This is a genomic window from Nocardia sp. CNY236 (assembly GCF_000482385.1).
In the GTDB taxonomy this organism is placed as follows: Bacteria; Actinomycetota; Actinomycetes; order Mycobacteriales; family Mycobacteriaceae; genus Nocardia.
Window position 1 is genome coordinate 1 of record NZ_AXVD01000020.1, and the last position, 26,132, is coordinate 26,132.

The 26,132-nt window shown below is 62.9% G+C and carries 28 protein-coding genes, 2 tRNA genes and 2 pseudogenes; 16 read left to right on the forward strand and 16 right to left on the reverse strand.

The annotated features are described in order from the left end of the window. From K940_RS0112645 to K940_RS0112675, 7 genes and pseudogenes are all read right to left on the reverse strand, one after another. A partial coding sequence (locus K940_RS0112645; protein ID WP_028477859.1) for a phage tail tape measure protein occupies positions 1-1,892 on the reverse strand: 1,892 nt, incomplete at its 3' end. Positions 1,893-2,078: 186 nt separating this feature from the next. Continuing rightward, positions 2,079-2,618 carry a hypothetical protein gene (locus tag K940_RS0112650; protein WP_155980833.1) on the reverse strand — a complete coding sequence of 180 codons (540 nt, stop codon included), beginning with the start codon at positions 2,616-2,618 and terminating at the stop codon, positions 2,079-2,081. Between the two features lie 189 nt (positions 2,619-2,807). Further along, positions 2,808-3,578, reverse strand: a pseudogene (locus tag K940_RS28055) (transposase family protein). A gap of 124 nt (positions 3,579-3,702) precedes the next feature. Continuing rightward, positions 3,703-4,137 carry a DUF5361 domain-containing protein gene (locus tag K940_RS28060; protein ID WP_155980834.1) on the reverse strand — a complete coding sequence of 145 codons (435 nt, stop codon included), beginning with the start codon at positions 4,135-4,137 and terminating at the stop codon, positions 3,703-3,705. Then, entirely contained in the window at positions 4,089-4,346 is a 258-nt protein-coding gene (locus tag K940_RS0112665; protein ID WP_051407139.1) for a hypothetical protein, read from the reverse strand. Before K940_RS0112665 ends, K940_RS28060 begins: the two co-directional genes overlap by 49 nt. A gap of 149 nt (positions 4,347-4,495) precedes the next feature. Beyond that, positions 4,496-5,059 carry a hypothetical protein gene (locus tag K940_RS0112670; RefSeq protein ID WP_028477862.1) on the reverse strand — a complete coding sequence of 188 codons (564 nt, stop codon included), beginning with the start codon at positions 5,057-5,059 and terminating at the stop codon, positions 4,496-4,498. Positions 5,060-5,123: 64 nt separating this feature from the next. After that, the gene (locus K940_RS0112675) at positions 5,124-5,528 is read right to left on the reverse strand and encodes a hypothetical protein (protein ID WP_028477863.1); all 405 of its coding nucleotides are present in this window, start codon (positions 5,526-5,528) and stop codon (positions 5,124-5,126) included. An 820-nt stretch (positions 5,529-6,348) separates the two neighbouring features. Between K940_RS0112675 and K940_RS0112680 the strand changes: the two genes are divergently transcribed. Beyond that, the gene (locus tag K940_RS0112680) at positions 6,349-7,179 is read left to right on the forward strand and encodes a class II glutamine amidotransferase (protein WP_231390354.1); all 831 of its coding nucleotides are present in this window, start codon (positions 6,349-6,351) and stop codon (positions 7,177-7,179) included. Between the two features lie 76 nt (positions 7,180-7,255). On the opposite strand, the pseudogene K940_RS0112685 reads toward K940_RS0112680, so the two are convergent. Both K940_RS0112685 and K940_RS0112695 read right to left on the reverse strand, forming a co-directional pair. Further along, positions 7,256-7,522 (reverse strand): annotated as a pseudogene (locus tag K940_RS0112685) (DUF4389 domain-containing protein); the annotation flags it as partial. Positions 7,523-7,746: 224 nt separating this feature from the next. Beyond that, the gene (locus tag K940_RS0112695) at positions 7,747-8,025 is read right to left on the reverse strand and encodes a hypothetical protein (protein WP_231390355.1); all 279 of its coding nucleotides are present in this window, start codon (positions 8,023-8,025) and stop codon (positions 7,747-7,749) included. A 427-nt stretch (positions 8,026-8,452) separates the two neighbouring features. Between K940_RS0112695 and K940_RS0112700 the strand changes: the two genes are divergently transcribed. Beyond that, positions 8,453-8,977, forward strand: coding sequence for a DUF4254 domain-containing protein (locus K940_RS0112700; RefSeq protein ID WP_051407141.1), 525 nt, complete (start codon positions 8,453-8,455; stop codon positions 8,975-8,977). Between the two features lie 677 nt (positions 8,978-9,654). Further along, positions 9,655-10,275: a TetR family transcriptional regulator gene (locus K940_RS0112705; RefSeq protein WP_036528455.1), complete on the forward strand. Its 621-nt coding sequence runs from the start codon at positions 9,655-9,657 to the stop codon at positions 10,273-10,275. 14 nt (positions 10,276-10,289) lie between these two features. Here the strand turns inward: K940_RS0112705 and K940_RS0112710 are convergent, their stop codons facing one another. Further along, on the reverse strand, positions 10,290-11,660 hold the full coding sequence (locus tag K940_RS0112710) for an MFS transporter (RefSeq protein ID WP_028477869.1): 1,371 nt from the start codon (positions 11,658-11,660) through the stop codon (positions 10,290-10,292). 121 nt (positions 11,661-11,781) lie between these two features. On the opposite strand from K940_RS0112710, the gene K940_RS0112715 reads away from it, so the two are divergent. From K940_RS0112715 to K940_RS0112740, 6 genes are all read left to right on the forward strand, one after another. Next, positions 11,782-12,339, forward strand: coding sequence for a PadR family transcriptional regulator (locus tag K940_RS0112715; protein WP_028477870.1), 558 nt, complete (start codon positions 11,782-11,784; stop codon positions 12,337-12,339). A 21-nt stretch (positions 12,340-12,360) separates the two neighbouring features. Beyond that, a complete protein-coding gene (locus tag K940_RS0112720) occupies positions 12,361-14,391 on the forward strand; it encodes an NADPH-dependent 2,4-dienoyl-CoA reductase (protein ID WP_028477871.1) in 2,031 nt (676 codons plus the stop codon). A gap of 78 nt (positions 14,392-14,469) precedes the next feature. Then, on the forward strand, positions 14,470-15,273 hold the full coding sequence (gene cmrA / locus K940_RS0112725) for a mycolate reductase (protein ID WP_028477872.1): 804 nt from the start codon (positions 14,470-14,472) through the stop codon (positions 15,271-15,273). A 118-nt stretch (positions 15,274-15,391) separates the two neighbouring features. Beyond that, positions 15,392-16,021 (forward strand): oligoribonuclease, encoded by a 630-nt coding sequence (gene orn / locus K940_RS0112730; RefSeq protein WP_196812193.1) that lies wholly within the window; start codon positions 15,392-15,394, stop codon positions 16,019-16,021. Between the two features lie 55 nt (positions 16,022-16,076). Continuing rightward, positions 16,077-16,149 (forward strand) — tRNA-His (locus K940_RS0112735). Positions 16,150-16,370: 221 nt separating this feature from the next. Continuing rightward, a complete protein-coding gene (locus K940_RS0112740) occupies positions 16,371-16,628 on the forward strand; it encodes a hypothetical protein (protein WP_028477874.1) in 258 nt (85 codons plus the stop codon). 73 nt (positions 16,629-16,701) lie between these two features. Here K940_RS0112740 and K940_RS0112745 read toward each other — a convergent pair whose 3' ends face one another. Next, a complete protein-coding gene (locus K940_RS0112745; protein ID WP_028477875.1) occupies positions 16,702-17,934 on the reverse strand; it encodes an Ig-like domain-containing protein in 1,233 nt (410 codons plus the stop codon). A 304-nt stretch (positions 17,935-18,238) separates the two neighbouring features. Here K940_RS0112745 and K940_RS0112750 point away from each other — a divergent pair. From K940_RS0112750 to K940_RS28075, 4 genes are all read left to right on the forward strand, one after another. Further along, positions 18,239-18,311: transfer RNA gene (locus K940_RS0112750), tRNA-Lys, on the forward strand. 96 nt (positions 18,312-18,407) lie between these two features. Continuing rightward, positions 18,408-18,539, forward strand: a complete 132-nt coding sequence (locus K940_RS33920) for a hypothetical protein (RefSeq protein ID WP_255342590.1) — start codon at positions 18,408-18,410, stop codon at positions 18,537-18,539. 127 nt (positions 18,540-18,666) lie between these two features. Then, complete coding sequence (locus K940_RS28070) at positions 18,667-19,221, forward strand: DUF3558 domain-containing protein (RefSeq protein ID WP_051407142.1); 555 nt, start codon at positions 18,667-18,669, stop codon at positions 19,219-19,221. A 36-nt stretch (positions 19,222-19,257) separates the two neighbouring features. Continuing rightward, complete coding sequence (locus K940_RS28075; RefSeq protein ID WP_051407143.1) at positions 19,258-19,662, forward strand: hypothetical protein; 405 nt, start codon at positions 19,258-19,260, stop codon at positions 19,660-19,662. On the opposite strand, the gene K940_RS32990 is transcribed toward K940_RS28075, so the two are convergent. Beyond that, positions 19,625-19,783: a helix-turn-helix domain-containing protein gene (locus K940_RS32990; protein WP_196812183.1), complete on the reverse strand. Its 159-nt coding sequence runs from the start codon at positions 19,781-19,783 to the stop codon at positions 19,625-19,627. The genes K940_RS28075 and K940_RS32990 overlap by 38 nt on opposite strands. Before the next feature lie 194 nt (positions 19,784-19,977). On the opposite strand from K940_RS32990, the gene K940_RS0112770 reads away from it, so the two are divergent. Further along, positions 19,978-20,202 (forward strand): hypothetical protein, encoded by a 225-nt coding sequence (locus tag K940_RS0112770; RefSeq protein WP_028477876.1) that lies wholly within the window; start codon positions 19,978-19,980, stop codon positions 20,200-20,202. Between the two features lie 64 nt (positions 20,203-20,266). Here K940_RS0112770 and K940_RS0112775 read toward each other — a convergent pair whose 3' ends face one another. The 3 genes from K940_RS0112775 to K940_RS0112785 are packed head-to-tail and all read right to left on the reverse strand — an operon-like array spanning position 20,267 to position 21,160. Further along, on the reverse strand, positions 20,267-20,593 hold the full coding sequence (locus tag K940_RS0112775) for a hypothetical protein (RefSeq protein WP_028477877.1): 327 nt from the start codon (positions 20,591-20,593) through the stop codon (positions 20,267-20,269). Next, positions 20,590-20,868 (reverse strand): MarR family transcriptional regulator, encoded by a 279-nt coding sequence (locus K940_RS0112780; protein WP_028477878.1) that lies wholly within the window; start codon positions 20,866-20,868, stop codon positions 20,590-20,592. The genes K940_RS0112775 and K940_RS0112780 overlap by 4 nt, the downstream gene beginning before the upstream one ends. A gap of 1 nt (position 20,869) precedes the next feature. Then, positions 20,870-21,160 (reverse strand): hypothetical protein, encoded by a 291-nt coding sequence (locus K940_RS0112785; RefSeq protein WP_028477879.1) that lies wholly within the window; start codon positions 21,158-21,160, stop codon positions 20,870-20,872. A gap of 700 nt (positions 21,161-21,860) precedes the next feature. Between K940_RS0112785 and K940_RS0112795 the strand changes: the two genes are divergently transcribed. Together K940_RS0112795 and K940_RS0112800 are read left to right on the forward strand one after the other, a co-directional pair. Then, positions 21,861-22,748: a helix-turn-helix transcriptional regulator gene (locus tag K940_RS0112795; RefSeq protein ID WP_028477881.1), complete on the forward strand. Its 888-nt coding sequence runs from the start codon at positions 21,861-21,863 to the stop codon at positions 22,746-22,748. Continuing rightward, a complete protein-coding gene (locus K940_RS0112800) occupies positions 22,738-22,950 on the forward strand; it encodes a DUF397 domain-containing protein (RefSeq protein WP_028477882.1) in 213 nt (70 codons plus the stop codon). Before K940_RS0112795 ends, K940_RS0112800 begins: the two co-directional genes overlap by 11 nt. Positions 22,951-23,077: 127 nt before the next feature. Here K940_RS0112800 and K940_RS0112805 read toward each other — a convergent pair whose 3' ends face one another. Next, on the reverse strand, positions 23,078-26,125 hold the full coding sequence (locus K940_RS0112805) for a glycine--tRNA ligase (protein ID WP_051407144.1): 3,048 nt from the start codon (positions 26,123-26,125) through the stop codon (positions 23,078-23,080). Positions 26,126-26,132: the final 7 nt, after the last annotated feature.

The following is a 26,132-nucleotide window of genomic DNA, read 5'->3' on the forward strand; positions in this document are numbered from 1 at the left end:
ATCGCATCACCGATCCACATCATCACCGGCTGAACGACACCCTCCCACAGCCACATCAACGCATTACCGGCATTGGACAGCCAACCCGTGAACGTTTCCCAGAGTGGGCGGAGGAACTCCCAGGTCGCGGAGAAGGCGGATTGGATACCCGACCAGACTGCGTCCCAAATCTGCTTGCCCGTTTCGGTCTGAGTGAAGAAAGCGAAGACGGCTCCACCCACCGCGAGCAGAATTGTCAACAAGCGTCCCAGCGGGCTCGCGTTGATCGCCGTGTTCAGCAACTTCATCGCCGCCGCAGCGCCTTTGGTGGCGATGGTGTAAAGATTCTTCGCGAGCGCGGCTGCTTTGTCTGCGATCGAGGTGGCGATAATCTTCGCCTTCACCACGGAGAGTTCCGCCCCGAGTCTGATCAAGCCAGGAAGTAGGAGGGTGGCGAGCCCTGCCGCGACCACCTTGACGACTCCGAGATGCTCTTGAAAGAAGCCGATAACGGACTTGCCCGCATTGACGACTGCATCGAACCCGCTGGCGATCAAGTCAGCGAGAGTCGCCGAGAGCGTGCCGATGCCCTGGGATACTTCCAGGACGACATCGTTGAAGGACTTCAAGAACTCAGACGATTGATTCGTCTGCTGACCAGCGAATTCCGAAGCATTTCCTTGCTTACTGATCTCGTTGGAAATCGACTGGATGCCCGCGGAGCCCTGCTCTGCTGCCGCGCTCAGCGCCTTCATTGCATCGGCGCCGAATAGTGCCGACAAGTGTGACGTATATGCGGCATCTCCGTTTCGGAGCTGCGCGGTGCGCAACTGGTCGAACAGCGCTGGAAGGCCTACGAATTCTGCTGGAATTTCACCCAGAGTGAGACCGAGACGTTCGATTGCTTCGTTAGCTTCTTTAGAGTCCGTAGTGAATGCCGACAACACCGAGCCCAGCACACTGTCGACTTCCGAAACGGGGACTTCAGCCTCGCCGAATGCGACGAGCGCGGCTGCGGTGTCGGCCATGGTCATGCCTAACTGACCTGCCACAGCACCGGACTCGCTGAGTTCCTGACCAATCGCACTCACGCCAATCCCCAGCCGGTTAGAAGAGCCTGCGAGGACGTCAGCCGCCAACCGGGCGGACTCGGCCCCCAACCCGAACGCCTTCAAAACGTCCGTCTGGACTGCGGCGGCTTCGGATGCGTCGAGGTGCGCGGCTGCGGCCAGCTGTAGAGCGCTGCGGGCCGCGGACATGGATTCTTCGACGGAGAAACCACTCACAGCGAGCCCGGCCATCGCCGCCGCTGCGTCGTTGACCGAGGTGTTGACCACTCCAGCGTCCGAGCCGAGTTCCTTGGCACGCACGGCGACCTGCTCGAGTTGCTCCTCCGTCGCCCCAGAGACCTCGCCAATGGTGCTCAACGCGCCCTCGAAGCCCTGGCCCACGGCGATCATGTGATCGACTACGCCACCCAAGCCCACCTTGTCGGCCAATCCGCGCATCCCGGTGGTGACGGCGAGCGTGAACCCTTCAGCGAGAATCATACCGGCCTCACCACCCCCGGTTGCCGCGTCATGGACCGCATCCACGAAGGAGCTCTGGAGGATGCCGGTGGCGTCGTCGAATGCCTGCTGAAGCGAGTTCTGCAGAACTTCCTTGGCTCCACTCGCCGCATTCGAGAACGCTTGCCGCAAACCCGCTTCGAGTACCGTGGCGGCGTCGGCGGCCGCCCCTGAGGCGGCACCCGCGGCCTGCCCCGTCGCGTCATCGATGCCCTGCATCAAGGCCTCGCCGAATGTGCCGCGGATCTCGCTCAGAGCACTCTGAAAAACATCGCTGAACGATGCGGCGGCCGCGGCGCCCGCCTCAGCGGCTTCTTGTTCTGCGGCTTCTTGTTCTGTGGACATCGCACCTCAATCCGCGAAGACCGAATTCCAAGTAGAATCCGGGTATAAAAGGAACTACCAGCGGGTGGCAGCCGAACTGCGCTACACCACTGGTAGTCAACGAATATTCAGTTATCTCACGTCAAGCGTCAATGCAATCCGATGTCTTCCGATCTGCGCACTCAGGACATGAGATGGAACGAACGACTACGAGGGACACATTCGAGCAATTCCGCCGCCATTGATAGCCTCTCGCTTATCGCGCCAATGTATCTGCCGGCCCCACCAGTAGAAGTCCGGTCCTATTGCCGCACCGATACTGTCCGGGAAGATTGCCTGGACTTCCCCATCCGAGATGGTGACGTAATCGTCCCTGAAATCGGCCTCGATATTCTCGTCAACGACTATATCGTTCTCAACAATCTGCCCATCTGTCACCGTCACGGTCAAGACGCTACCGTCAGGGGAGTGGGGCTCGCGTGAAGTGCTGATAAAGAACTCGGTGGTTCCTGGCGATAGATCGCCTTCGTAGTGCCAAGTAATCGTTTTCGAGTCTTGGCCGAACCCATTGGCGCCGGTCTCCACAGTAATCCGCACCAGTCCCGGACCATCCGGTGGAGTGGTGCCACATTCACTTGCCGCCGTGGTGTGATGGATCGGACTACTGAGTGGCACAGCCTCCTCCATCTCCTCGCCGTCCCCGCTACCACACGCCGACACCATCGCGAACACCGGTGCCAACGCCATCAAACGCATCCTCGTACTCACCTGTCACACATCCTCATCCCCGGGTGCACGTCCGACCGCACCACGCGATCCACGCCAACCGGACTGGTAGCGTCAGCTTTTCGACGGGTACCGACAGTAGTGCACCCAATTCCCACAAGCCTGCCCAAGCAGGTAGTGGAGGCGAAAGCGCAGCTATTGAGCCTCTTTTCATCCTCGTTCTGAGTGGATCTCACGCTCCTGTAGGACGTGGATGGCCTTGACCGGCGTCCCTGCTTTGCGCGGGCAGCAGCGCAGTTTGTGCAGTATCTTCCAGCTTTTGAGCTGTGCGTTCGCGCGTTCACCAGCTGCCCGCAGCTTCGCGTGGGCGCGGTTGGCCTGCTTCTGTGATTCCGGTATTCCACGTCCCTTGTACGGGGTGCAGACCAGCGACCCCGTGATAGCCCCTGTCCGCCAACACGATCAGCCCGCACGCCTCGAGTTCGCGCATGATCTGCCAGACCCAGGCGGCCTTGGTGTCGTGCACGCTACCGGGCAATGCACCCGACACCCACACGATGTCGCCATCGGGTGTCTCGATGACCTCCACGTTCATTCCATGGTAGCGGTGCTTGCCCGAATAGTAGGGTCGATCCGCGGCCACCCGGTCGATCGCGATCAGGGTGCCGTCCAGCACGAGGTAGGCGTGCTGCTGGTGCTCGACTCGCCGCAGCGCCGAGCGCAGGGCCGGCGCGCGGGCTGCCAGCAGTTCCACGGTCTCCTCGACATAGCGCCACGCGGTCGTCGTCGACACCTCGATCCTGCGCCGAGGTTTCTGAAAGTTTCGGCTTTGCGCGGGTAGGCCAGTGCGAGCAGAACTTGGTGGCCCGGGTTGAGTTTGCGCCATACCGAGCCGATCCCGGCGCAGTGTCGGCGGATCAGTCCGGTGACGTAGGTGAGGGTCTGGCGTGACATCGGCAGCGTGGAACGGTAGAACAGCATCGGAGCCTTCAGGTGCAGCGATTTTGGTCGACCGCTGATCTACCAGGGGCTCCTCTCGATCCGGAGATGACGCGCCACACCGATCATCTCGCCGCTCAATGCATCCCACCGAGGATGAAAATGCTCATTCTTGTCGGGCCCGCACTGCCGCCAGCCGCTCGTGCACCTGATCCAGCGGAACCGCGTCGCCGCGTACCCGCCGCTTCGTCGTATCGTTGACGCCTGGGCGCGGATAGGGCGACGGCCGGTTGCGGCCACGGCTGCCGTCCTTGGTCTTGCTCCACAGCAACAGATTCGCCACATCCACCAGATCGGCGAGCAGGTGCTCGACCTGACCCCAGCGGTATCGGTCTGGATTCATGGCTCGCAACAGCGCACTGTCTTGTGGAGATTGGCGGATCAACACCGCGAGGTCCCGCCAAGTGAGACATGGTGAGCCGACGTCGCGCAATCGGACGCCGGCCCGGATGAGATCGGCTTCGATCGCCTCCCCGTGCTGCTCACACAGCTCTAGGAGGCCGAGGATTCCCCCAACTCGACTCCCGATTCCCGCTGCCACGCCGTCATCACCGTACGCACCTCGGCCTGGCTCATGGTGTCGATCACGCTGAGATCCTTCGCGGTGCACACACCTTCGATGAGCCCGAAGAACTGCTCTGTCTCACTTTCTTTGCGGAGCTTGCGGATCACGCCGAACGGGATGTTGTCGAAGCGTGGCAGGCTGATCTTCTTGCCGTTCTTGGCTGTGTAGGTGAACTTCTCCATCATGGACCGGACCTTTCTGTCCCTCTGTTGGATGTATGGACGAAGTGGACCGGGCTTTTCGAGGCCCGCCCGGTGAGGCAGGCCCGGTCCGTGGGTCGATGTGACCTCACCGGGCGGGGATTGTGCTACGAGTTGGGCTGCGCGCCTGTCGGTTACCCGGCGCTCTTGTTGATGTACTCGTAGATATTGGTGCCGCTGGCGTCCTCGAAGCACTCCATCGTGATGGTGTACATGATGGTGTCGGTGTGCACCTTGATGATGTCCTCCACCGCAGTGATCTGACCATTGGGGATGAAGGTGCGGATGGAGCCGACGGCATCGTCCACGGTGTCGATGACCCAGGCGTTGTGCGGCAGCGCCTTCTTGTTCTTCTCCACCGTAATCGCCTCGGTCTGTGCGTCGACGGTGACATTGTCGTCGCCGAACACCGCCTTGAGCACATCCGCATTGGTCGATTCGAGGAAGGCGAACTTGACCGTCGCGGTGTAGTCGGTCTGCAGCACCTTCACGGTGGAGCCACCGAAGGCCTTTTTCTTCTCGGTTTCGCGGGTGTTGGACTCGGTGAAACCTTCTTCGCCGACGAAGCCGCAGTCGACGAATGCGTTGTCCAGTGCATCGGTAGCACTCGTCGGACCCGCGGTGCCGAGCGGCGCTCGCAGCACCGCACCGCTCGCCTTCGGCATCGCCGCGTAAACGTTGGCAATCGTAGCCGCCATTATTGTTTCAGCCCCTTTCAGGCTTTGTGGACCGGACCTGGAATTCGTGGGAGCGACACTGGGCTCACTGCGCCTGGCCGCGGAGGAGAATGGACAAGGTGAACTGGTAGTTCGGGACGTAGGGGTCAGGATCGGGCAGCCGATCGTCCGGCCGGTCCGCCAACACCGCATCACGAATGCGCGGAACGGAGGGGTCGTTCCACGACGACCGCAGGATCGCGAAGCAGAGTTCCGTCAACTCCGCTGCACCGGAGGGTGTTTCGTCTGTGCACTGGATCGTGACGAATCGCGACGACAGGGCACGTCCGCGATCCTCACCCCAGGCGCTCCTGACTCGAACCATCCGACCGGGCGGCGACTCTGGGGGCGATCTCGTCACGAGAGTGTCGTCACCACGCTCGGTGAGCCGTGCAGTCAAATAGCCCACGACCAGCTCTTCGACGTCGGGAAACAGTACTATCTCGACCATGGGGGTTCCTCTGTGCCGCGATGAGAGGGCATTCGACCGGTCATATCCCATGCCCAACCGGCAGGGCGATGTCTGCTCACGACTGAGCGACTATCGTTTCGAGGGCCGACAAGCGGTCTGAGGTGGTTCCGAGAATCATGTGTCATCTCCTGTCGTAGAAGTGGATGCATCCCGCGGTCGGCTACGGGCCGGTGTCGAATGTCGAAGGGCGGTCCCGTCCCTGGCCGAGGGATGTCGAGGGACGGGACCGCGTACGCCCCTTGCGCTACAACCGGTGACTACGACCGCGGACCGCCCGCGGGAGGCGGGCGCGCAGGGACAGATACACGACGAGGTTCGAACCCAGTCGGCATCTATGGAGAAAACTCCGGAGACGGGCCGATGGAGTTCGAACCTCTACGGGGAGAGCTGAATTACCCAATATGTATCAGTAGCAATCGACCCCGCACCTCTTCGATCCAGATCGACGTTCGAGCACAGTGTCGCGGTGAATATCGAAGGCAATCGCAAGAAGCGTTGTCGCGGAAGTGGATTCATCACTGATCGTGAGGACGGCATAGCTATGGCGCTGCAGATATCTTCACCTAAGCAAAGCAGATTGTCAACACACGTCCCTCAACTTCATCGAAGTCGCAGGTAGATGAGACTTCTCGCGGGCCACCCGGCTCCGACGACCCGGCTACCGCGCGATCTGCAATGTGCCCGTTGCCCGTCTCGATCCCCGACGGACCGTCACTGCACAGTCGGGACGGCCAGTGACTGGCAGTCAGGAATGATTGATTTCGAACCGAACCATCGAACATTCTGCTTCAATCAATATATGTGCAGGTGGATGGCCTATTCCGGTGAGCCGCTCCTGGCCGAGGATCTCTTGTTCCGGCCACCGCATTCGCTGATCGACCAGAGCTTGCACGCCCAATTGGGCGAGACGACCACGAATGGAGACGGCTTCGGGATCGGATGGTATGGGGAGGGTTCGCGGCCAGCGGTGTTCAAGAACATCGAGCCGGCGTGGAACGACCGCAACCTGCGGGAGATCGCCAGCCAGATACGGACGCCGCTGTTCTTCGCGCATGTACGCGCGTCGACCGGCACCGAGGTACAGCGCAGCAACTGCCATCCGTTTCGCCACGGCCAATGGTTGTGGATGCACAATGGCGCGCTGCGCGGCTTTCACGCGACGAAGCGGGACCTGATGACGGCGGTCGATCCGGCCCTATTCGCCGACATCGAAGGATCGACCGACTCGGAATTGCTGTTCTTCCTGGCGCTGACCTTCGGCCTCACCGACGATCCCTTCGGGGCGGTAGCCCGTGCCATCGGCCTCGTCGAAGACGTGAGCCGAGCACACGCGATCACATCCCCGGTCCAGATGACCGTCGCCACGACCGATGGCGATTCGATGTGGTTTTTCCGCTATGCCAGCAAAGGACCGAGTCGATCGTTGTTCTATTCGATCGACAGCTCGGCATTGCGAGCGTTCGGAGCGGATGTCGGCGTGTGGGGCCGCCGCACCGTCGAGATCCGCTTCGTGGTCTCCGAGCCACTCGGAGACCTGCCAGGGGTGTGGAGCGCGGTTCCGGAATCATCGGCCGGTGTCGTCGGTCCCGGCGGCGGCGAAATCCGGCCTTTCGAACCGAGCCCACCCTGAACCAAATGTCCGGGCGGTGCGCGACGACGCATCGAAGCCGGCGCCTCGACCCTGCAGGCCGCGTTGGGTTTCAGCTGAGTACCGACACCGCATAGAAGGCCACCCGCCAACCCCAGCGGAGGACTCCCCCATTGAAGTCGAAAACTGCGCGCGGGTATCTACCGGTGCCCAGAATCGCGAAGAACGTCAGAGCCAGGTATGCGATGTGCAAGAAGAACAGCGCACTGAAGTGTGGAATCGCCAGAAGCCACTTGACCAGCCACATCCACCGCGACAGTGTGGGGTCGAGGTCACCGCGGACACGAAGCGGGTCGGTCGCCACGACTGTTTTGTCGGATCCCATGATCGACACCCCTTCCAGTCACATGTGGTTCGACCCGCATGCAGTGCGAGATGTCCTGATTGTCGCGTAAGCGGCTGTGCGCTCACGACACTGTCCGATGCCGAGACACCAACGAATCGGGTGCGCCGCCGCTGCCGTCCGGGCATCGAAACCTCCACCACGACCGTCGATTCAGCTCGGATCGACCGAGCCGCCTCCGTCGTGTGGAAACGCGGATGAACCGGTCAATCGGGTCCGCTCGACTGCGCCGAATACAAGCTGACCTCACCCTGCTCACTGAGAAACGCGTTGACCAGCATTGTCCGGGTGGCGCGCAGCTCGTCGCGGTTCGGCGCAGCAGTGGTGATCGAGATCTGAGGGATGACCGCCCAGTTGACGACATACCGCTCTGGTGGACCGTCGTCATCGGACAGCCGAGCGAGGCGGAACACCGAAACCGTCTTTCGGACGATGAGCTCGCGCACGACCTCCGCAATTCGCTCTGGGTCTTCCAAGGCGAACATGAAGCCGAATGTCAACTCAGGCGATGACACATAGGCGGGCACGAACACCGAGGTTAGACGATCGAGGGACCATGCGCAGCCGCAGTATCGAATTGGTTGCCACTCATGTGCTCTACCATTCCGCGACAGGTCTCGGAACTCTGGTCGCAGGTGACCGATCCGTAACGAATCATAACGATTTCTCGCTACCTCCGGCATTTACACACTGCGCTATTGCCAGAATTAAGAAGTCGCGCTTTCCTGAAAGTGTCTCGATTTCTCGGAACCGTCTTCTTCCGCAACGCCGCGGATTTCCCGGTATCCCTACCGCGCTGGTGGGCTGTGGGACGACATCCGGGAGTGGGACCACGCCGGGCCGAGGGGAGTTCCTCGAAATCCCACTCGGTCACGGCGTAGCCAGGATTCGGATCCGTCGCAAAGGTATGCCATGGCGATCGAATACGCTCGAAGCGATTTTGCGGCCGAAGAGCTGCCACCGCCCGCCGCGTTGCTTCGCGCATTTCGTGAGCCGGATGCCGACCAGCACCACCGGGTGTTGTGCGCGGCACAGAGGCTCGTGGAATGTCATGCTCGGCGTCGCCAGGCGCTCGAGGCCGCGCACTGCCCTGGCGTCTCCAGTACACGGGTAGCGACCTACAGCCAGATGGTCGAGGACATCGACAACCAACGCACCGAATGGATCGGACACATCGACACCTGGGTGGCCACGAACGTCCAGCACCGATCGGGCGCCTCCCTGCATACCGAGACTCTGGGCGCGGTCATCGACCGGATTGCGGCCAAGTGGGTCACCGCCCAGCGGTCACTGAGCGACAAAATGTCGGGACCACATCCGTTGGAGCTGGATGGAGAAGCTCACCTGCAGTGGACCAGACTCGCCGAGCTGATCGACGGCTACCAGGATCTGATCACCGACGTCGTCGAACACCGGCGCCGGCTTCCGGTGTGGTGACCGACGTGGGCTATCGTTGCCTTCCATGTCGCTGGTCCGCACACCGACCTCTCCGACAACCGCGACAACAGCGCCAATGACGACGACCACGATATTGCCGACATGCGTCCGGCCATCGAAAGAAGTCAATTCTTGAATTAGATCGTTGGCGCTTGTGAATTTCTCAATCATTCCCATGTCTCGTCCGGTTACCTTTTACCAGCCCATCGCAATAGCCCGGATCGATGACTCACTACCCACCCATCAGGACCGAGTCGAGTTCGCGAAAATATTCTTCTCCAGTAGCCAATCGGCCAATCGAGCCACTGTTGCCATGGCGACAGACCGTACTTTTCACACAATGGCCGGATCGATCGGTCCGTGGGATACCAACACAGAGCAGGCGGGAAACAAGAAGGGGTGGATGCCCGGGAATTCCCGAACCGGCCGAGCGACAATGACGCCCCGGCGCCCCGGCGCGGTCGATCGGGATCGAACGCCTCGCTCTACCGATCCAGAGTCCGCACTCGTCGCCTCATTGCCCACGATCGACGCAGACAGAGCGGAACCGATTCGACGAACAGGCGTGCACTGAAACTTGCACATTCGGCAACTGTTCAGTCTCGGTTCCGCCGCAAGAGCGGGATGGTCACAGAATTCGGCCGAATCCAATAGTGAACGGGTGTAACCTTGCGGCAATGACGCAGCAGTCGACCACCCGAGTCGAACGCAAAGAGCGGACCCGGCAGGCACTTCTGGACAGCGCCTTGGCGCTGTCCACAGATCGCGGTTTCGCCGCCCTCAGTTTGCGCGAGGTCGCCCGCTCCGCAGGCGTTGTCCCAACCGCCTTCTACCGCCACTTCTCGTCGCTGGACGACCTCGGTATGGCCTTGCTCGACGCCGGCATCGCCGCCTCACGGCTAGCGCTGCGTGACGCGCGCCGCAACACCGAAGCCAGCCTGTCGGACACGGTGGGATTCGTCTTCACGCGCGTCGACGCCCAACGCGCGCTGTACAGCTTTCTCGTCAGCGAACGGCATGGCGGGTCCGCGCCGGTACGTACGGCGATTGCGCAGGAGATCGAGGCGATCACGCGTGAGGTCGTCGCGGATCTGTCTCGGATCAAGGCCCTGGACACGTTGACTCCGCAGAAGCTGGAGATAGCCGCCGACCTGATGGTCGGTACCGTTGCCCATGGAATCGCCGCCTATGTGTCGGCCGTACCGAACGAAGAAGACGCGATCGTCGCGCGCACCGCGCAACAGGTGCGGCTGATCCTGGTCGGCCTGGCCTGTTGGCGACCTGCCGGGCGCGAGTGACCCGCGGCCGCAGCTCACCCGGCATCCTTGGACTGGCCGGTTGCCGAGCCGGCCTCACCACCGACGACCAGGTCGGGCGACCGCACCGGCAGCAACACAGCGAGCCCGGCTGCGAGCACGACCAGTAGACCAGCGATGCCCGCACGCTCGGCATCGAAGAACCAGACGAACGAGCCATAGAGACTCGGCGCGAGAAACGACACCGCGCGTCCGGTCGTGGTGTACAGCCCGAACACCTGTCCCTCGCGTCCTATCGGGGACAGTCGAGTCAGGAACGAGCGCGCCGCGGCTTGCGCCGGACCGACGAACACCGTGAGTAACAAACCGAACACCCAGAACATCATCGGCCCGGACACCAGCAGCAATACCGACCCACAGATCAGCATCGCGCCGAGAGACACCACGATGACGATCTTCGGCCCGATCAGATCGTCGACACGCCCCGCGATGATCGCCCCCAGGGCGGCAACCACATTGGCCGCGATGCCGAACAACAAGACGTCCGCGTCGGCTATGTCATAGACCCGAACGGCCAGGACGGCACCGAAGGTGAACACCCCGGCGAGCGCATCACGAAACACAGCGCTCGCCAGAAGAAACCCGACAATTCGGCGGTCCACCCGCCACAATTCGCGTAACTCACGCCATAGCACCCGGTACGAACCGACGAACCCGGCACGTCCTGCGCCCGAATCGGTGGCCGCCCGGGGCAATTCGGGTACCGCGAACAAGACCGGTAGCGCAAAGGCCGCGAACCAAGCGGCGGCCAGCACGGCGACCAGCCGAATATTGAGCCCGTTGTCGGTGGGCACCTCGAGCAATCCGCGGGTGTCTCCCTCACCGGCGATGAAGCCGACGTAGCAGATGAGCAGCAGCACGATGCCACCGAAATACCCCATTGCCCAGCCGAATCCAGATACCCTGCCAACAGTGCGCGGGGTGGACACCTGCCGCAGCATCGCGTTGTACGGCACATTGGCCAGCTCGAAACACGCCGATCCGAACGCCAGCAGGACCAAGCCGAGCCACAGATCGTGGTAGTCGTCTCCAACGAAGAACATCAGCGACATTGCGACGACGGTCGCCGCTGTCAGCACGGCGAGTGATCGCTTGCGCCTGGCCGATGCGTCGAAACGCTGGCCGCTGATCGGAGCGGTCACGGCCACGAATACGCCCGCAATACCCAGCGTCCACCCCAGCCAGGCGCTGGCGGAGATCCTCCCGGGCAGATCGTCGCCGACCGTGTCGGTGAGATACACCGAAAAGACGAAGGTCAGGATGACGGCGTTGAACGCCGACGATCCCCAGTCCCACAGTCCCCACGCCGTGACGCGCCCGCGCCCGGCTGCCTGCCCCACCATCGTCGGCGCGTTGGCCTCGGTCATGCCGCGCAGCCTATCCGTGATCATCGGCTCGGGCGCGGTTTGGGCACAGCCGGCGGGCGCTGAACGCACCATGCTATGCACCTAGTTGCATAGCGGTGAGCTGCGCGGCTATCCTCACGGCATGGCACTCGAGCACGCGTTGCTGGTCTCGCTGACCGAGCGCGCCGGCTCGGGATACGAGCTCGCGCGCCGCTTCGACCAATCCATCGGATACTTCTGGAGCGCGACCCACCAACAGATCTACCGCACCCTCAAACGGATGGAGGCATCCGGATGGGTGAACCGCACGGTGGTGGCCCAAGCGGGTCGCCCGGACAAAAAGGTGTACTCGGTGAGCCCAGCAGGCCGGACCGAACTGGCCCGTTGGATCGCCGAACCGAGCGACCCAACGCTGCCCCGGAACGAACTCGCGGTGAAGATCCGCGGCGCCGCCCACGGCGATGTCGCCGGGCTCCACACCGAAGTGACCCGCCACCGCGACCAGCACGCCCAACGGCTCGAGCTCTACCTGCGAATCGAAAAACGTGACTTTCCCGCCCCGCCCCAGCTCACCGGGACGGCCCTGCACCAGTATCTCGTCCTGCGCGCCGGAATTCGCGCGGAGTCGGGGTTCGTCGAATGGTGCGACGAAGTTCTGCACGCACTACACCCGCACGCGCCGCACCCGCACGCGGATTGACGGAGAAAGGCACCCGCACCCATGAGCCCCTTCCCTCACTTGTTCGAACCACTCGACCTCGGCTTCACCACGCTGCGCAACCGCGTGGTGATGGGGTCGATGCACACCGGCCTGGAAGACCGTACCTGGGACACCAACAAACTTGCCGCCTACTTCGCCGAACGCGCGCGCGGTGGTGCGGGCCTGATCATCACCGGCGGCTACGCCCCCAATCGCAGGGGCTGGCTGCTGCCGTTCGGCGCCAAGCTGACCACCAAGACCGAGGCATACCGGCACCGCCGGATCACCCGAGCAGTGCACGAGCAGGGCGGCAAGATAGCTATCCAGATCCTGCACGCCGGACGATACTCGTATATGCCCGGCAGTGTGTCGGCATCGTCGATCAAAGCCCCGATCAACCCGCTCCGGCCGCTGAAGCTCTCGGCCAAGGGCATCGAGCGAACAATCGACGACTACGCACGTTGCGCGAAACTGGCCAAGCTCGCCGGCTACGACGGCTGCGAGATCATGGGCGGCGAAGGATATTTCATCAACCAATTCCTTGCCCCGCGCACCAACAAACGCACCGACGCATGGGGTGGCTCGGCGCAGAATCGGCAACGGATCGCCGTCGAAATCGTGCGGCGCACCCGTGCGGCTGTCGGGCCGGACTTCGTCATCGTCTTCCGGCTGTCCATGGCCGAGCTGGTGGAGAAGGGACAAACTTTCGACGAGGTCGTGTCCTTGGCACAGGATCTCGAAGCAGCTGGGGTGAATATCCTCAACACCGATATCGGCTGGCACGAGGCCCGAGTGCCCACCATCGTCACCTCGGTACCGCGTGCGGCGTTCACCGAGTTCACCGCGAAGATCACCGCGAAGGTGAACATTCCCGTATGCGCGTCCAACCGCATCAATATGCCCGAGGTCGCCGAAGAGGTCCTCGTACGCGGCGACGCCCAACTGGTTTCGCTGGCCCGACCATTCCTCGCCGACCCGGAGTGGGCGAACAAGGCCGCGCAGAACCGAGTCGATGAAATCAACACCTGCATAGCCTGCAACCAGGCCTGCCTGGACCATGCCTTTCAAAACAAGACCGTGTCGTGTCTGCTCAATCCACGCGCCGGCCACGAGACCGAATTGACACTGCTGCCGACCCGACGCACCAAGCGCATCGCGGTGGTCGGCGCAGGACCGGCCGGGTTGTCCACAGCAGTGAATCTGGCCGAACGTGGCCATCGCGTCGAGTTGTTCGAGGCCGATACCAAGATCGGCGGCCAGTTCGACATCGCCCGCCGCATTCCCGGTAAGGAAGAGTTCAACGAGTCGATCCGCTACTACAACCGGATGCTCGAACTCACCGGTGTCACCGTGCATCTGAACACGCGGGTCACCGCGGACCAGCTGATCGCGGGCCGGTACGACGACGTGGTGCTCGCCACAGGAGTACAGCCGCGGATCCCCGACATTCCCGGAATCGATCACCCGATGGTGCTGTCGTACGCCGAGCTGATTCGACAGGAGAAGCCGGTCGGCAAACGCGTCGCCGTGATCGGAGCCGGCGGCATCGGCTACGACGTGAGCGAATTTCTCACTGTCGAAGGACATCCCACGCTCGAGTTGGACGAATGGAAACAGGAGTGGGGCGTTACCTCCGACGACGAACAGGTCCGCGGTCAGCTCACCACGCCCCGACCTGCCCCGGCGGCACGCGATGTCGTCCTGTTGCAGCGCAAGACGACCCCGTTCGGCGCCGGTCTGGGAAAGACCACCGGCTGGGTGCACCGCGCCGCGCTGAAGGCCAAGGGGGTCGAGCACATCGGCGGCGTGAACTATGAACGCATCGACGACGACGGACTGCACATCAGTTTCGGCGAGAAGCGCCAACGGCCACGAGTGATCCGGGTCGACAATGTCGTGATCTGCGCCGGCCAAGAATCCGTGCGCGACTTGGAAAGCCCGCTTCGCGCCGCCGATGTGAGCTTGCATTGCATCGGCGGCGCAGAGCTCGCCGCCGAACTCGACGCCAAACGGGCCATCGACCAGGGCACCCGACTGGCCGCACGCCTATGACCGATCCCGGTGGCCGGATCGACAACCGGCCACCGGCTCGGGTGATCGGGCAGTCCCGCGTGGCCTAGGCTGCACCGGATGAGCTTGCCCTCCCCCACCGCAGACAATCGCGCGGTCGTCACCGGAGCTTCCTCCGGCATCGGCACCGCGCTGGCCGCCGAACTCGCCGCCCGCGGCTACTCGCTCATCCTGGTTGCACGCCGTGCCGAGCGACTCGCCGAGCTCGCGCAGCGGCTGTCGCTCGCCCACGATGTCACCGTGGAAGTGCGTCCGGTCGATCTGTCCGACCGCACGCAGCGCGGTCCGCTGGCGGAGGAGCTGGCCACCCGTGACGTCGCCGTGCTCTGCAACAACGCGGGCGTCGCAACCTTCGGAACGGTGGCCGAGCTCGACCCGAGCTACGAGCGAGCGCAGCTGGAACTCAACGCCGTCGCGGTGCACGACCTGACGCTGGCGGTACTGCCCGGCATGATCGCTGCCGGTGCGGGAGGGATCTTGATCAGCGGCTCGGCGGCCGGGAACATGCCCATTCCGAATAACGCCACCTACGCGGCGAGCAAAGCATTCGCCAACACATTCTGCGAGTCGTTACGTGGCGAAGTGAAGGGCTCCGGCGTGCACGTCACTCTGCTGGCCCCTGGCCCCGTCCGTACCGAAGTCCCTGATCCCGCGGATGCCTCGCTCGTCGAGCGAGTCGTTCCCGACTTCATGTGGGTATCGTCCCAATACACAGCGAAGGTCTCCGTCGACGCGCTCGTGCGCAACAAGATGCGCGTCGTTCCAGGACTGATCAGCAAGGGGATGAGCGCGGCAGGCCAATACGGTCCGCGTGCCCTCACCGCACCCGTCGCTGGTGCGTTCTACAAGCGGCTCGGCGGCTGATGATCCTGATGTCTGGTCCCGATGTCCAATGGTGATATCGAGCCTCGGATCCGACGCAACCGGTGTGGCGCCAAATCGATGATTCGATCCGGCTAATGTTGCTCGGGTGTCCGAATACATGGTGTGGATGGATTGCGAGATGACCGGCCTGCAGCTCGACAGCGACAAGCTGATCGAGGTGGCAGCACTCGTGACCGACAGTGATCTCAACGTCCTCGGTGAGGGCGTGGACATCGTCATCCACGCCGACGATGCGGCGCTGGACACGATGCCCGCAGTGGTCGCCGACATGCACGCGCGGTCCGGACTGACCGATGAGGTCCGCCGTTCCACCGTGAGAATGGCCGAGGCCGAGCAGCGGGTACTCGACTACATCCGCCAGTACATTCCCACCCCCCGCACCGTCCCACTGGCGGGAAACTCGATCGCCACCGACCGCGGCTTCATCGCTCGTGACATGCCGCTACTGGATGCCCATCTGCACTACCGAATGATCGATGTGAGCTCGATAAAGGAACTGTGCCGACGCTGGTATCCCCGGATCTACTTCGGTCAGCCGGAGAAAGGTCTGAGCCACCGCGCATTGTCCGATATCAAGGAGTCCATCCGAGAGCTGGAGTTCTACCGGCGAACCGCGTTCATCCCTGCGCCCGGACCTTCCACGACCGAAATCGCCGCTGTCGCCGCTGAGATCACCGGAAAGCAGATCGAATCACCCCGGGTCGATGACGCGCCAGAGCCCGATTAGGGAGTTGGCCAGGTGACGCGCTAGTATCTAGCCCGCCGGTGGTTCACCGGTGATGGTGAGCGTAGTTCAGTTGGTAGAGCACCAGGTTGTGATCCTGGCTGTCGCGGGTTCGAGTCCCGTCGCTCACCCTAACGGAGGCCCAGAGTTCGGTATTCCCGAGTCTGGGCCTCCGGTCTGTCGGGAGAGTCTTTGACACAGTCCTCGGCGTGGGCACGTCCCTCGACGCCAAATGTGATGTAAAACAAATATCATTCAGAATGTGCTGTAGCTCTCGGGCGCGTCCGTAGACTCCACGCGGGACGCCGTCACAGGGGGCGCCCTTCCGGTTCGACCAGAAAGACACCTCGTGATGCGTTCTGCAGTTATCGCAACTTTCGTCGGCGCCACTGTCCTCACCGGGCCCACAGCGGCCGCGGCTCCCAACATCGAAATCTCTACAGCGCTCCAATTCGGTTCGTCGCTCACCGGATGGCACGCCGGGGTGACGACAACCGGCTCGGCCGGCACCGGCTCGGCCGGCACCGGCTCGGCCGGCGAGGAACTGCAATGCGCGGCGGTCGGTAGCGCGGTGGCTATCGTGGGCGAGTCCTATCTCACCTGCAGCTAACTACCGCAGCCACACTAGAAACACCCGACGGCCCGCCGGATTCCGGCGGGCCGTCGCGCTGTTCGTGGGCTACTCAGCGACTGTCGTCCGCATTGCCGGCGCTCCAAACCGACCACGGAACATTCCAGTCGCCCAGACCGTCCACGCCGGACAAGGTGCCGCCCACTGTGTTCTTCACAATCGTGATGTCACCGCGCTTTGCATTCTGGTACACCCAGAGCGCGTTGTCCGGGCTGAGGTTCAAGCAGCCGTGACTGGTGTTGCTGTAGCCCTGCTGACCGACCGACCACGGCGCCGAGTGGAAGAAGATACCGCTGTAGGACAAACGCGTCGCGAAATCCACCGGTGTCCGATACCCGTCCGCAGAATCGACCGCCACGCCGTAGGTAGAGGAATCCATGATGATCTTCTCGTGCCGTTCCGCCACGATGTAGACGCCATTGTCGGTTGGCGTGCTGTCCTTGCCCATCGATGTCGGCATGGTCCGGATCACCTGACCGTTGCGCTCGACGGTGACCTGCTTGGTGCGGTCGTCCGCGGTGAAGATCACCGCATCGCCCACAGTGAAGTTCGAGTGGATGTCGTCCTGGCCGTACAGACCGTCACCCAGATCGCGCCCGTAGACGTTCACATCGATGGTTACCCTCGTGCCCGGGGCCCAGAAATGCTCCGGCCGCCAGCGCACCTCCCGGTTGTTCACCCAATAGAAGGCGCCTTCCACCGGCGGTGCGGTGGTGATCGTGATCGCCTCTTGCGCAGCCTTCCGGTCCGGGATGTTCTCATCGAACTGGACTGCCACCGGCTGACCGATACCGACCATCTCCCCCTCACCCGGGCTCAGGTACGGCTTGGTCTGATTGTCCGGCGAACTGGTCGTGAAACTCAGGGTGGTGAAGTTCGCGCCGCCGAGACCGAGCGCTGCGGCCTGCAGGCGGTAGGTCTTGCCGTAGCCGAGCGCTTCGCCGAGCTTCCATGACCGTCCGTCAGCGGCGAGGGTGCCGCTGACGGACTTACCCAGCGGACTGATCAGGGCCACGTCGGTGAACTTGCCGTCTTCCACCTCGAAGGTCATCGGCATGATCGGTGAGATCCCCACCTCACCGTCCTTGACCGGAGACAGCAACTTGGGCTTGATCAGTTCGGTGATGGGATTGCGATCGATAGCCACATCCGAGGCGTCCGCGCCGTCGAAGGACCCACATCCCGTCAGCGCCAGCGCGGCCACAACCGCGATGACGACAGGCCCCGCAAGCGTGCGTATCGACCATCGTTCAGCCGGCCCACGCCGACCCCGACCAATGCTCATCTCAACCCCGTTTCACGCCTCGACGCTCCGGTACGCGCCAATGGCCTCGTATGCCAACCACCACGCCGCCCACCTCACCGTGCCGCGGACAGTGGAGACCACAATCGGACATTCTGCCAGCCGGACATGCCTGTACCAATGTGAACACCACGCCCGTCACTGCAGCGTTACATCCGATAGATCAATTCCCCGAGGCTCGGCGTTACCTCTCGGGGCGTTCACGACGTCAGCCCTGGCCAGAAGACGATTTCTCTTCCACCGCCTTGTCCTGTTAAGGTTTGTCCCACGCTGGAACACAGCGGGGGCGCCATTAGCTCAATTGGCAGAGCAGCTGACTCTTAATCAGCGGGTTCGGGGTTCGAGTCCCTGATGGCGCACCGACAGAAAGCACGCCCGAACAGCGCAAATGCGAATCCCGGCGAGGCGTTCGGCGTTCCAGCTGTAGCTTAGGCTGTAGCTTACGAAGAAGCTCCTTGCAGCGCGCTTCTCGACCGGACTTTCTGGTGTACACCCCACTGGTCGGTGATCAATCCTCCACCCTCGAGGACATCAACATCCTGCAGGTAAGTCCATCCACCGTGAAAGTGGACCTTCAAGCGGAGTGATGTTCGCGATGACATAGCCCTGCGCGTCTGCTGGCGTCTGTTGGCCAGCGGGCAAGTACGTCGCGATGGCAGCGACGTGCGCTCTGGCTCGAGGTAGGCTGCGCCCGAGTCGAGGGAAGGGGCGGGGATGAAGCGCGTCGCGGCGATCGTAGCGGCCGGACTGACAGTAGCGGGCCTCACCGCGTGCAGTGACTCCACATCTGGGACGGCGCAACCGACTACACGGAATATCGACGAGATCATCGTCTTCAACGTCTGTCGCGACCCCGGCATCGCCGACGACGTACTCGTGGGTGCCGGGCTGGATCCGGCCACCAAGAGGGTGTTCACCGATCCGCCGACCGGCGTCTCGAGCTTCCGCGTCTGCAACTGGCGTCCAATCGATGACAGGTACGGGCCGATGAACTACCGCATTGGCGTGTTTTCGACCAGCCACACCCTCGAAGAGCTCAGGAACAAAGAGAGCGCGACAGTCCTGCGTCAGACCACGGTCAATGGTCGGCCAGGGCTGGTGTCGAAGGAACGAAACGACCCCGAAGGGTGCTATGTGTCGTTCGACGCCGAACAGGGCATGTTCGAGCTTAACGCTGGCTGGCTGAATGACTACGAGTCCAAGGATGGCGACACCTGCGAGATCGCCGCCCGGCACGCCGCCGATCTCGAACCGCATCTACCTCGCTAGCTCGATGGTCGGGATCGAAACACGGGGAGGATCGATATGACCAACCCGGTCGCAGACCAACACGGATACTGGACTGCGCTTGCCCAGCAAGCCGTTTCCGGTGAACTACGCCTGGAACCCGAACTCGGCGAAGCACTGCGTGCCGCAGCCAAAAAGTATGCCGAGCGGCTGACGCAAGCAAAACGAGACACCAAAGACCTTGAGCGCCTGTCGGGTTGGGGGACTCTGCCGTCGGCGGTGGCGATCCGCAAGAAGTTCGAAGCGAAGGCTGCCGCTGGTGGCGCCCACGACCCGACCGATTCCGCTGCCCACCGGCTTCCCGATGGCGGCGGCGAAGGTCCGCTGCTGCGCGCGCCAGGCTCAGTGCGTCCTCGGTGCCACCCGGCGCGGCGTCGCGGACGCTCTAGCGGCGCTTCCATCGGTAGAAGATGTTGCGGCTGATGCCGTAGTAGCGGCAGGTCGCGGCCACGTTGCCGCTGACCTCCTCGGCATGCCGAAGCACCGCTAGGCGCCGGTTCGCACGCCGGACCAGATCCTTCTCACTCCATACACGTTCGGGCACGGGACTCCTTCGTATCAGGAGCCCACAGTGTCAACAACCTCCGTCAGTTTTAGAGCTAGCTGTGGGTGTACGCATGACGAATGCTCTGTGCGTTGAGGGAGATCGGAAAGTCCGGCCGGACATCTCCAGTATGTCCTTTAGAGTCCCATTTGACTACTAGTAGCGCATAAGTCGTGCTGTGGCACGATCGACTCATGGCCAGCAATACCGAGTTGTGGGATCAACTCCCCGGAGCGATCCGCGAGGCTAGAGCCGCTCAGCAGCGGCTCGATGACATCGTGGCCGCACTACTGGACCGACGACGGCGAGGGGACATAGACCGACTCGCCGAGTTGCTCGAGGTCGACCGCAAAACCATCTCCCGCTGGGCACGTGACCTGGACGAGGGGATATGGCCCCCACGCCGCCGCTTGTCGTAAGGTCGGCGCGCCTCCGCCATCGCTTTCACCCCCGTTCCACATGGCAGGTATCCGTAGATATGTCTCACGCCCCGAATGGGCTCGGTGGCGTCCGCTGATAGGTGCGCCGTGGCGCCACGGTGATCACGTCGGCGAGCTTCACCAGCTCGACAGGAACCTCCGCACCGAAATGCTCGACACTGGGCACAATCACAGCAGCAGCATCCACGCGCCACACGACAGTCATCAACCGCACGATCCGAGCGGTCGTGTTCTCCGTGAACACCACCGTCTTCGCCAAGTCGTAACCGAAGAGCTTCGCCAGACTCCGCATCTGGATTTCGTGCCAATCCTGACGAATACCGGACACATCGCGGCGCAGGTAGCCGATCGCGGTCGGTTTCGTAGTCATGGCTGCCCGCCCGTCGTGGTGGTTGCGTCGTGGGTGAGAAATTCGCGGTACAGGCGGGATCTGGCCAGCAACCGGCCCCGGTTGGTAATCCACCACCGCGCCGGCCTGTAGTGCGTACTGGCTGTTAGCGCGTCGTAGGTGCCTGTCCGCAGCGCCGCGCGCACGGTCGATGGCGCCAGGCCGGTGATAGCGCACACCTGCGCCACGCTCAACCTCGCAGGAAACCACCTCGCCAGCGCGGCAAGGACTTCTGCCTGAGTCTCGGTGAGCGGCATGTCACCACCTCGAATCGTGTCCGCAGATGATCCCGGCTTCGGCGAGGGCCTCGTAGGCGTCACCGAGATCTTCACCACGGGCAGCGAGCATTTGAGCCCAGGTGAATTCGGGGCCGATACGCCCGTCCTGGTAGACCGGGCTCCATAGGCCGTTGTCACGTTGAAACCAACGGGCGGGCTCGTCCGCGGGCAGCACGGGGTAGTCGTCTGGCATGGTCCGTAGCGCGGCAGCCAACCGGACCAACACATCCGCACCGGGCGGCGACAGCGGCTCGCACCCTGTGTCATACATACGCCGCCCCGGCGGACGCGCGGATTGTGTCCAGCATCAAGGCCGCGGGTGGTGCGGATGAGATGCGTTGTGCGGATGAGATGCGTTGTAATGCCTTGCGTTCACTCGCGCGCGGCGCCATAGCTGGCTCGAGATAGTCCCAGATAACAGCGCCCAGCTGCCGCATCTCGGCGACTAGTCGGCGCGGCAGCTGGGCGCTACGCACCAAAAATGTCCACCTACGCCGGTGGGCGTGGTATCCCGCTGTGAAGCTGGGCGCGGGCGTCCCGAGCGCCTCCCATAGCCTCACCTTGACGTGCTGGCCCAGAGTGGCGGGGACAGTCACGGCCAGCATCACTCGCCTGGCAGGTGGCAGCTTCACCACCCGCAGCGGGCCAGATGGATGTTCTCTAATCGTGTTGTGCCTCATGGCGTATGCCCCTATCTCGTCTACGGCACTAGTCGTATGACCCGGCCCCGGTGGCCTGTATCGGGGGTGAGAGTGCTTCTCGTGGAGGGGGTTACGGTTCTGCTCTCCCAACCGGGCGCACACCTAGGACACCACAGAGGTTGTCCCCGAACGGGGAGAAACGAACATTCACAGAAACTCGTCCAAAGCCCCACGACCATTCACACGGTTGCGGTACAAATGCTTTCAGACATAGAGCACAAGCAGATTCACAAACCACGCACAACCGGATTGACTTTTCAGGAGCGCCGAATGGCCAAGTCACCAACACTGCTCCGTCGCCAACTCGGGCGGTTTCTCCGCGATCGCCGCGAGGCTACGGGCATGACGATTGTTATAGCTGCCGCCGAAGTGCAGCTGAGCTCCGCTGCACTCCAACGCCTGGAGGCCGGCCGATCGAAGAACCCCCGCAAACAGGACGTTCGCGAGTTGTGCAACCTGTATGAGGTGGACCCAGAGGAGACCGAGAGAACGGTAGACCTGGCGATCCAAGCTGCCAGCAACGACGACGATGGCATCACAGCGTTGGGCGGCATGTTCAGCGATGCGTTCAACATGTACGCGGGTATGGAGCGTTCGGCACGTAGTCTCGTGACTTTCCAAGAACTGGTTCCCGGCCTGCTACAAACCCCCGACTACGCACGTGGGTTGATCGGCGCCTTCCTTGGTGAGGGACGCAGTGAAGAGACAGAGCAACGTGTCACGGCTCGTATGGCACGTCAGGTCATCGTGACCCGCAAAGGGAGCCCTCTACGGCTGGAGGTTTTGCTACACGAGTCGGCTCTACATCGAGTCATCGGTGGCCCTCAGGTCATGGACGCACAGCTCAGCTCGCTAGCTGAGGTCAGCAAACGTCCGAACGTCATCCTGCGAGTGCAGCCATTCAACGCCGGATGCACCTGGGGGAAGCCACCCAGCCCGTTCGTAATCCTCGACTTCGGCACCGATCGCGGCGCCCGCATTGAGCCCCCAGTCGTGTACTTAGACGGGTCGATGAGTAGTGACCTATACATAGAGAAGCAAGAAATCGTGGAGCGCTACCATGAACTAGCTAGTGAAATCCGGCGGACCGCGTTGGACGAAGTGGACACTCGACACCTGCTTAGGCAGACAGTAAGGGAGCATTACCGTGACCGTTGACCTTCCTAGGGCTCACTGGTTTAAGAGCAGCTACAGCGAGACCAGTGGCTCGTGTGTGGAGGTGGCTTATCTCGACGGAGAACTGGTCGGTGTCCGTGACTCCAAGAACCCCGCCGGCCCAGCGCTGGTGTTCACTCCTGGTGAATGGGACGCGTTCACCGCTGGTGTCAGTGATGGCGAGTTCAACCGGCCCGGCAGCTAGCTAGTCCACACCTAGGCGGCCTTTCAGATCCTTTCTGACGGGCCGCTTTTCGCTACCTCTATCAGAAGATTCGCCTACGATCACCTATGTAGGGATTCCACCTATGATCCGGGCAGTTAGGGGTTAGTTAGGCAAGCTCTTTCTGTCGTAGCTGATGAACTTCTCTCCATTCGATCCCCGCTGGTGCCTTGCCGAGAACAGTGCTGAGCAAGCCCAACCGAGCTGCTCGGTCTGCGGCGTCGTCGGCCATGACCAGCACGTCGACGAAGAATTGTTCGAGAGGGTCGATCAGCACTGTCGCCTTCCTGGCCCAGTCCGGTAGGACTGCACCATCAGCAGGCGGCACCATGTCGAGGGCGGTGAGGAGCTGTTGCTCGGCGGTACCGGTGAGGCGAGCGACGTCGTAGGTGCTGGGCGCATCGCTGGGTAGGATCCGCATGATCCTCTGGAGGCCCTCGACCAGACGGGCGAAATCTTCGTCGCGCGAGGCGGCAAGGATCTCGCGGATGAGCTGGTCGGCGCGGTGAGGCGCGGTCGCCGCTGGTCGGACTGCGCCGATGAGCACCTGATCGATGTCCTCGTCACGCAGTCGTTGGTGCCAGCGGGCCGCGATCAGCTCTTCCGCGTCGGCGAGGATCGCCGGGTCTACGGTGACACCTTGTGCCCGTAGCTGCTCGGCGGCCGTGCAGAGTCCGGTCGGGATGGTGATCGGCTCCAGCTCGGGGCGGCTGCGCAGGATCGTGACGATGCCCGACGCGGCCCGACGCAGACCGTAGGGGTCGCTGGTACCGCTGAGTTTGGCGCCGACGGCGAGCATGGCCACCAGAAGGTCGAACCGATCAGCGAGCGCCAGCACGGCGCCGGGGATGGTTTGTGGCACGATGTCGCCGCCATGGCGGGGCAACTCCATCTCCCACAGCGCGGTGGCGACCTCGGCGGGCTCACCAGCTTTGGTGGCGTATTCGCGGGCCATCGTGCCTGCCAGCGAGGTCATCTCCACCACCATGTGCGAGGTGAGGTCGAACTTCGCCAGCGCGGCGGCCCGGATGAGGGTCGCGGAGTCGGCGCCGCTGATGCCGATGCGTTCGCCGAGCACGGCCGCAGCGTCGGCGATGCGGTCGGCGCGGTCGGCCATACTGCCGAGCTTGGTGTGGAACACCAATGCGGCCAGCCGGTTGCGGAATGCGTCGGGAGTGATGGTGAGATCGGCGGCCCAGAAGAAGGAGGCGTCTTCGAGGCGGGCACGTAGGACGGTTTCGTTGCCGGCGCACACGATGGCGGGGTCACAATCGCCGTTTGCCATCGTGACGAACAGTGGCAGCAGTCGGCCTTCCTGGTCGAGGACAGGCAGGTACCGCTGGTGTTTCCGCATGACGGTGGTGGTGATCTGGTCTGGCAGGTCGAGGTAGCGCGGATCGAATCGGCCGAGGACACCGGTCGGGTTCTCGACGAGGTTGGTGATCTCGTCGATCAGCGCGCTCTCACTGTCGATGTCGATCACACCGCCGTGCGCGGCGGCGAGATCGGTCGCGCTGGTGACGACGTGTGCGCGGCGAGCATCACGGTCCAGGACGATCCCGGCTCCAGCCAGGACATTCGGGTAGTCCTGGGCGGAAGCGATGTCGACCTCCGGTTCGGTGCTCTGGCGTTGGCCTCGGGTAGCGCGGCCTGCGGCCAGTGCGCCGGCGGTGACCGGCAGCACGGCGTCGTCGAGTAGAGCTACGAGCCAGCGGATCGGCCGGGAGAAGGACAGGGCAGGGTCGCGCCAACGCATGTTCCGATCTGCCCGCAGACCGGCCACCAGCTGCGAGCAGGCCTCGGTGAGCACAACGGCAGCGGGTCTTCCCCTCTTGGTGCTGTTGATCGCGACGTACTGGGTATTCTGGTGCTCGACGATCTCGACGGCATCAGGGTTCGCGTTGTGGGCGCGCAGGAATCCGGTCAGCGCGGGTGTTGGGTTACCCGCGCTGTCGTAGGCGGCAACTACTTTGGGGCCTCGCCGCACCTCGACACTGTCCGGTTCCCGGTCGACGATGTCGGCCACCATCACCGTGATCCGGCGCGGCGTCGCATCCACGCGAACCGGGCCGTGCGTCAACGCGGTCGCGGCCAGCCGCTCACACATCGCGGTTTCGGCGGCGTCGATCATCGCATCGACCACGTGCGGGGGCAGTTCCTCGGTGCCGATCTCGAACACCAGCTGCGCGCCAGACCTGGAAACGATGTCGGCGAGGTCGACTGCCGGTTCGGCGAGGGCTGGTACGTCCGCGATACCACGCGGGTGGCCGGCCTGCTCACGCAGCCGCGTCCATAGTGCGGCAACTTCGCGGGATTGGTTACGCATCACACCGAACCATTTCGCCCGCTCGGCCGTGCTGACCGCCCCACGGGAGTCCAGGATGTTGAACGCGTGTGAGGACTTCAGGACATGGATGTGGGCGGGCACGGGCAGCTCGGCGGCGATCATGCGATCGGCTTCGGACGAGTACGCGGCGAGCAGGCTGCGGATGGTGTCGATGTCGGCGTCGTCGAGGTAGTAGCGCGACATCTCGTACTCGGACTGGCCGAACACCTCTCCATAGGTGACACCGGGCGCATAGACGATGTCCTTGAAATGCGTGACGCCCTGCATCGCCATCAGGATGCGTTCGAGACCGTAAGTGATCTCGACCGGAATCGGGTCGAGGTTTTGGCCGGCGACGTGCTGGAAGTAGGTGAACTGGGTGATTTCCATGCCATCGAGCCACACTTCCCAGCCCAGGCCCCACGCGCCGATAGCGGGCTGTGCCCAGTTGTCCTCCACGAACCGCACATCGTGGGCGTCGAGGTCGATACCGAGCGCAGCCAGCGACCCCAGGTAGAGCTCTTGCGGATTACCGGGTTCGGGTTTGAGGATCACCTGGAACTGAGTGTGTGTTTGCAACCGGTTGGGATTCTCCCCGTAGCGGGAGTCATCAGGTCGCACCGATGGCTCGACGTAGGCGACATTCCACTTCTCCGGACCCAACACCGACAATAGAGTGGCTGGGTTCATGGTGCCCGCGCCGACTTCGGCATTGAACGGCTGACCGATCAGGCAACCTCGCTGCGACCAGTAGGTTTGCAGGCGCAGGATCGCCTCCTGCATGGTCACAGGATCAGAGGTACGCACAACTCGGGCAACTGGCTTGGCCATCAGAAAA

Excerpts from the sequence above, each read along its gene's own strand:
- K940_RS0112770 (WP_028477876.1), top strand. The coding sequence starts at position 19,978 with ATGGCCAGCAATACCGAGTTGTGGGATCAACTCCCCGGAGCGATCCGC.
- K940_RS0112700 (WP_051407141.1), top strand. The coding sequence starts at position 8,453 with ATGGCGATCGAATACGCTCGAAGCGATTTTGCGGCCGAAGAGCTGCCA.
- orn (WP_196812193.1), top strand. The coding sequence starts at position 15,392 with ATGGTGTGGATGGATTGCGAGATGACCGGCCTGCAGCTCGACAGCGAC.
- K940_RS0112675 (WP_028477863.1), bottom strand. The coding sequence starts at position 5,528 with ATGGTCGAGATAGTACTGTTTCCCGACGTCGAAGAGCTGGTCGTGGGC.
- K940_RS0112695 (WP_231390355.1), bottom strand. The coding sequence starts at position 8,025 with ATGTTCGCCTTGGAAGACCCAGAGCGAATTGCGGAGGTCGTGCGCGAG.
- K940_RS0112665 (WP_051407139.1), bottom strand. The coding sequence starts at position 4,346 with ATGATGGAGAAGTTCACCTACACAGCCAAGAACGGCAAGAAGATCAGC.
- K940_RS28070 (WP_051407142.1), top strand. The coding sequence starts at position 18,667 with ATGAAGCGCGTCGCGGCGATCGTAGCGGCCGGACTGACAGTAGCGGGC.
- K940_RS0112710 (WP_028477869.1), bottom strand. The coding sequence starts at position 11,660 with ATGACCGAGGCCAACGCGCCGACGATGGTGGGGCAGGCAGCCGGGCGC.
- K940_RS0112740 (WP_028477874.1), top strand. The coding sequence starts at position 16,371 with ATGCGTTCTGCAGTTATCGCAACTTTCGTCGGCGCCACTGTCCTCACC.
- K940_RS0112715 (WP_028477870.1), top strand. The coding sequence starts at position 11,782 with ATGGCACTCGAGCACGCGTTGCTGGTCTCGCTGACCGAGCGCGCCGGC.
- K940_RS0112720 (WP_028477871.1), top strand. The coding sequence starts at position 12,361 with ATGAGCCCCTTCCCTCACTTGTTCGAACCACTCGACCTCGGCTTCACC.
- K940_RS0112775 (WP_028477877.1), bottom strand. The coding sequence starts at position 20,593 with ATGACTACGAAACCGACCGCGATCGGCTACCTGCGCCGCGATGTGTCC.
- cmrA (WP_028477872.1), top strand. The coding sequence starts at position 14,470 with ATGAGCTTGCCCTCCCCCACCGCAGACAATCGCGCGGTCGTCACCGGA.
- K940_RS0112745 (WP_028477875.1), bottom strand. The coding sequence starts at position 17,934 with ATGAGCATTGGTCGGGGTCGGCGTGGGCCGGCTGAACGATGGTCGATA.
- K940_RS0112795 (WP_028477881.1), top strand. The coding sequence starts at position 21,861 with ATGGCCAAGTCACCAACACTGCTCCGTCGCCAACTCGGGCGGTTTCTC.
- K940_RS0112785 (WP_028477879.1), bottom strand. The coding sequence starts at position 21,160 with ATGTATGACACAGGGTGCGAGCCGCTGTCGCCGCCCGGTGCGGATGTG.
- K940_RS0112650 (WP_155980833.1), bottom strand. The coding sequence starts at position 2,618 with ATGGCGTTGGCACCGGTGTTCGCGATGGTGTCGGCGTGTGGTAGCGGG.
- K940_RS28075 (WP_051407143.1), top strand. The coding sequence starts at position 19,258 with ATGACCAACCCGGTCGCAGACCAACACGGATACTGGACTGCGCTTGCC.
- K940_RS0112670 (WP_028477862.1), bottom strand. The coding sequence starts at position 5,059 with ATGGCGGCTACGATTGCCAACGTTTACGCGGCGATGCCGAAGGCGAGC.
- K940_RS0112705 (WP_036528455.1), top strand. The coding sequence starts at position 9,655 with ATGACGCAGCAGTCGACCACCCGAGTCGAACGCAAAGAGCGGACCCGG.
- K940_RS0112805 (WP_051407144.1), bottom strand. The coding sequence starts at position 26,125 with ATGGCCAAGCCAGTTGCCCGAGTTGTGCGTACCTCTGATCCTGTGACC.
- K940_RS0112680 (WP_231390354.1), top strand. The coding sequence starts at position 6,349 with ATGTGCAGGTGGATGGCCTATTCCGGTGAGCCGCTCCTGGCCGAGGAT.
- K940_RS0112780 (WP_028477878.1), bottom strand. The coding sequence starts at position 20,868 with ATGCCGCTCACCGAGACTCAGGCAGAAGTCCTTGCCGCGCTGGCGAGG.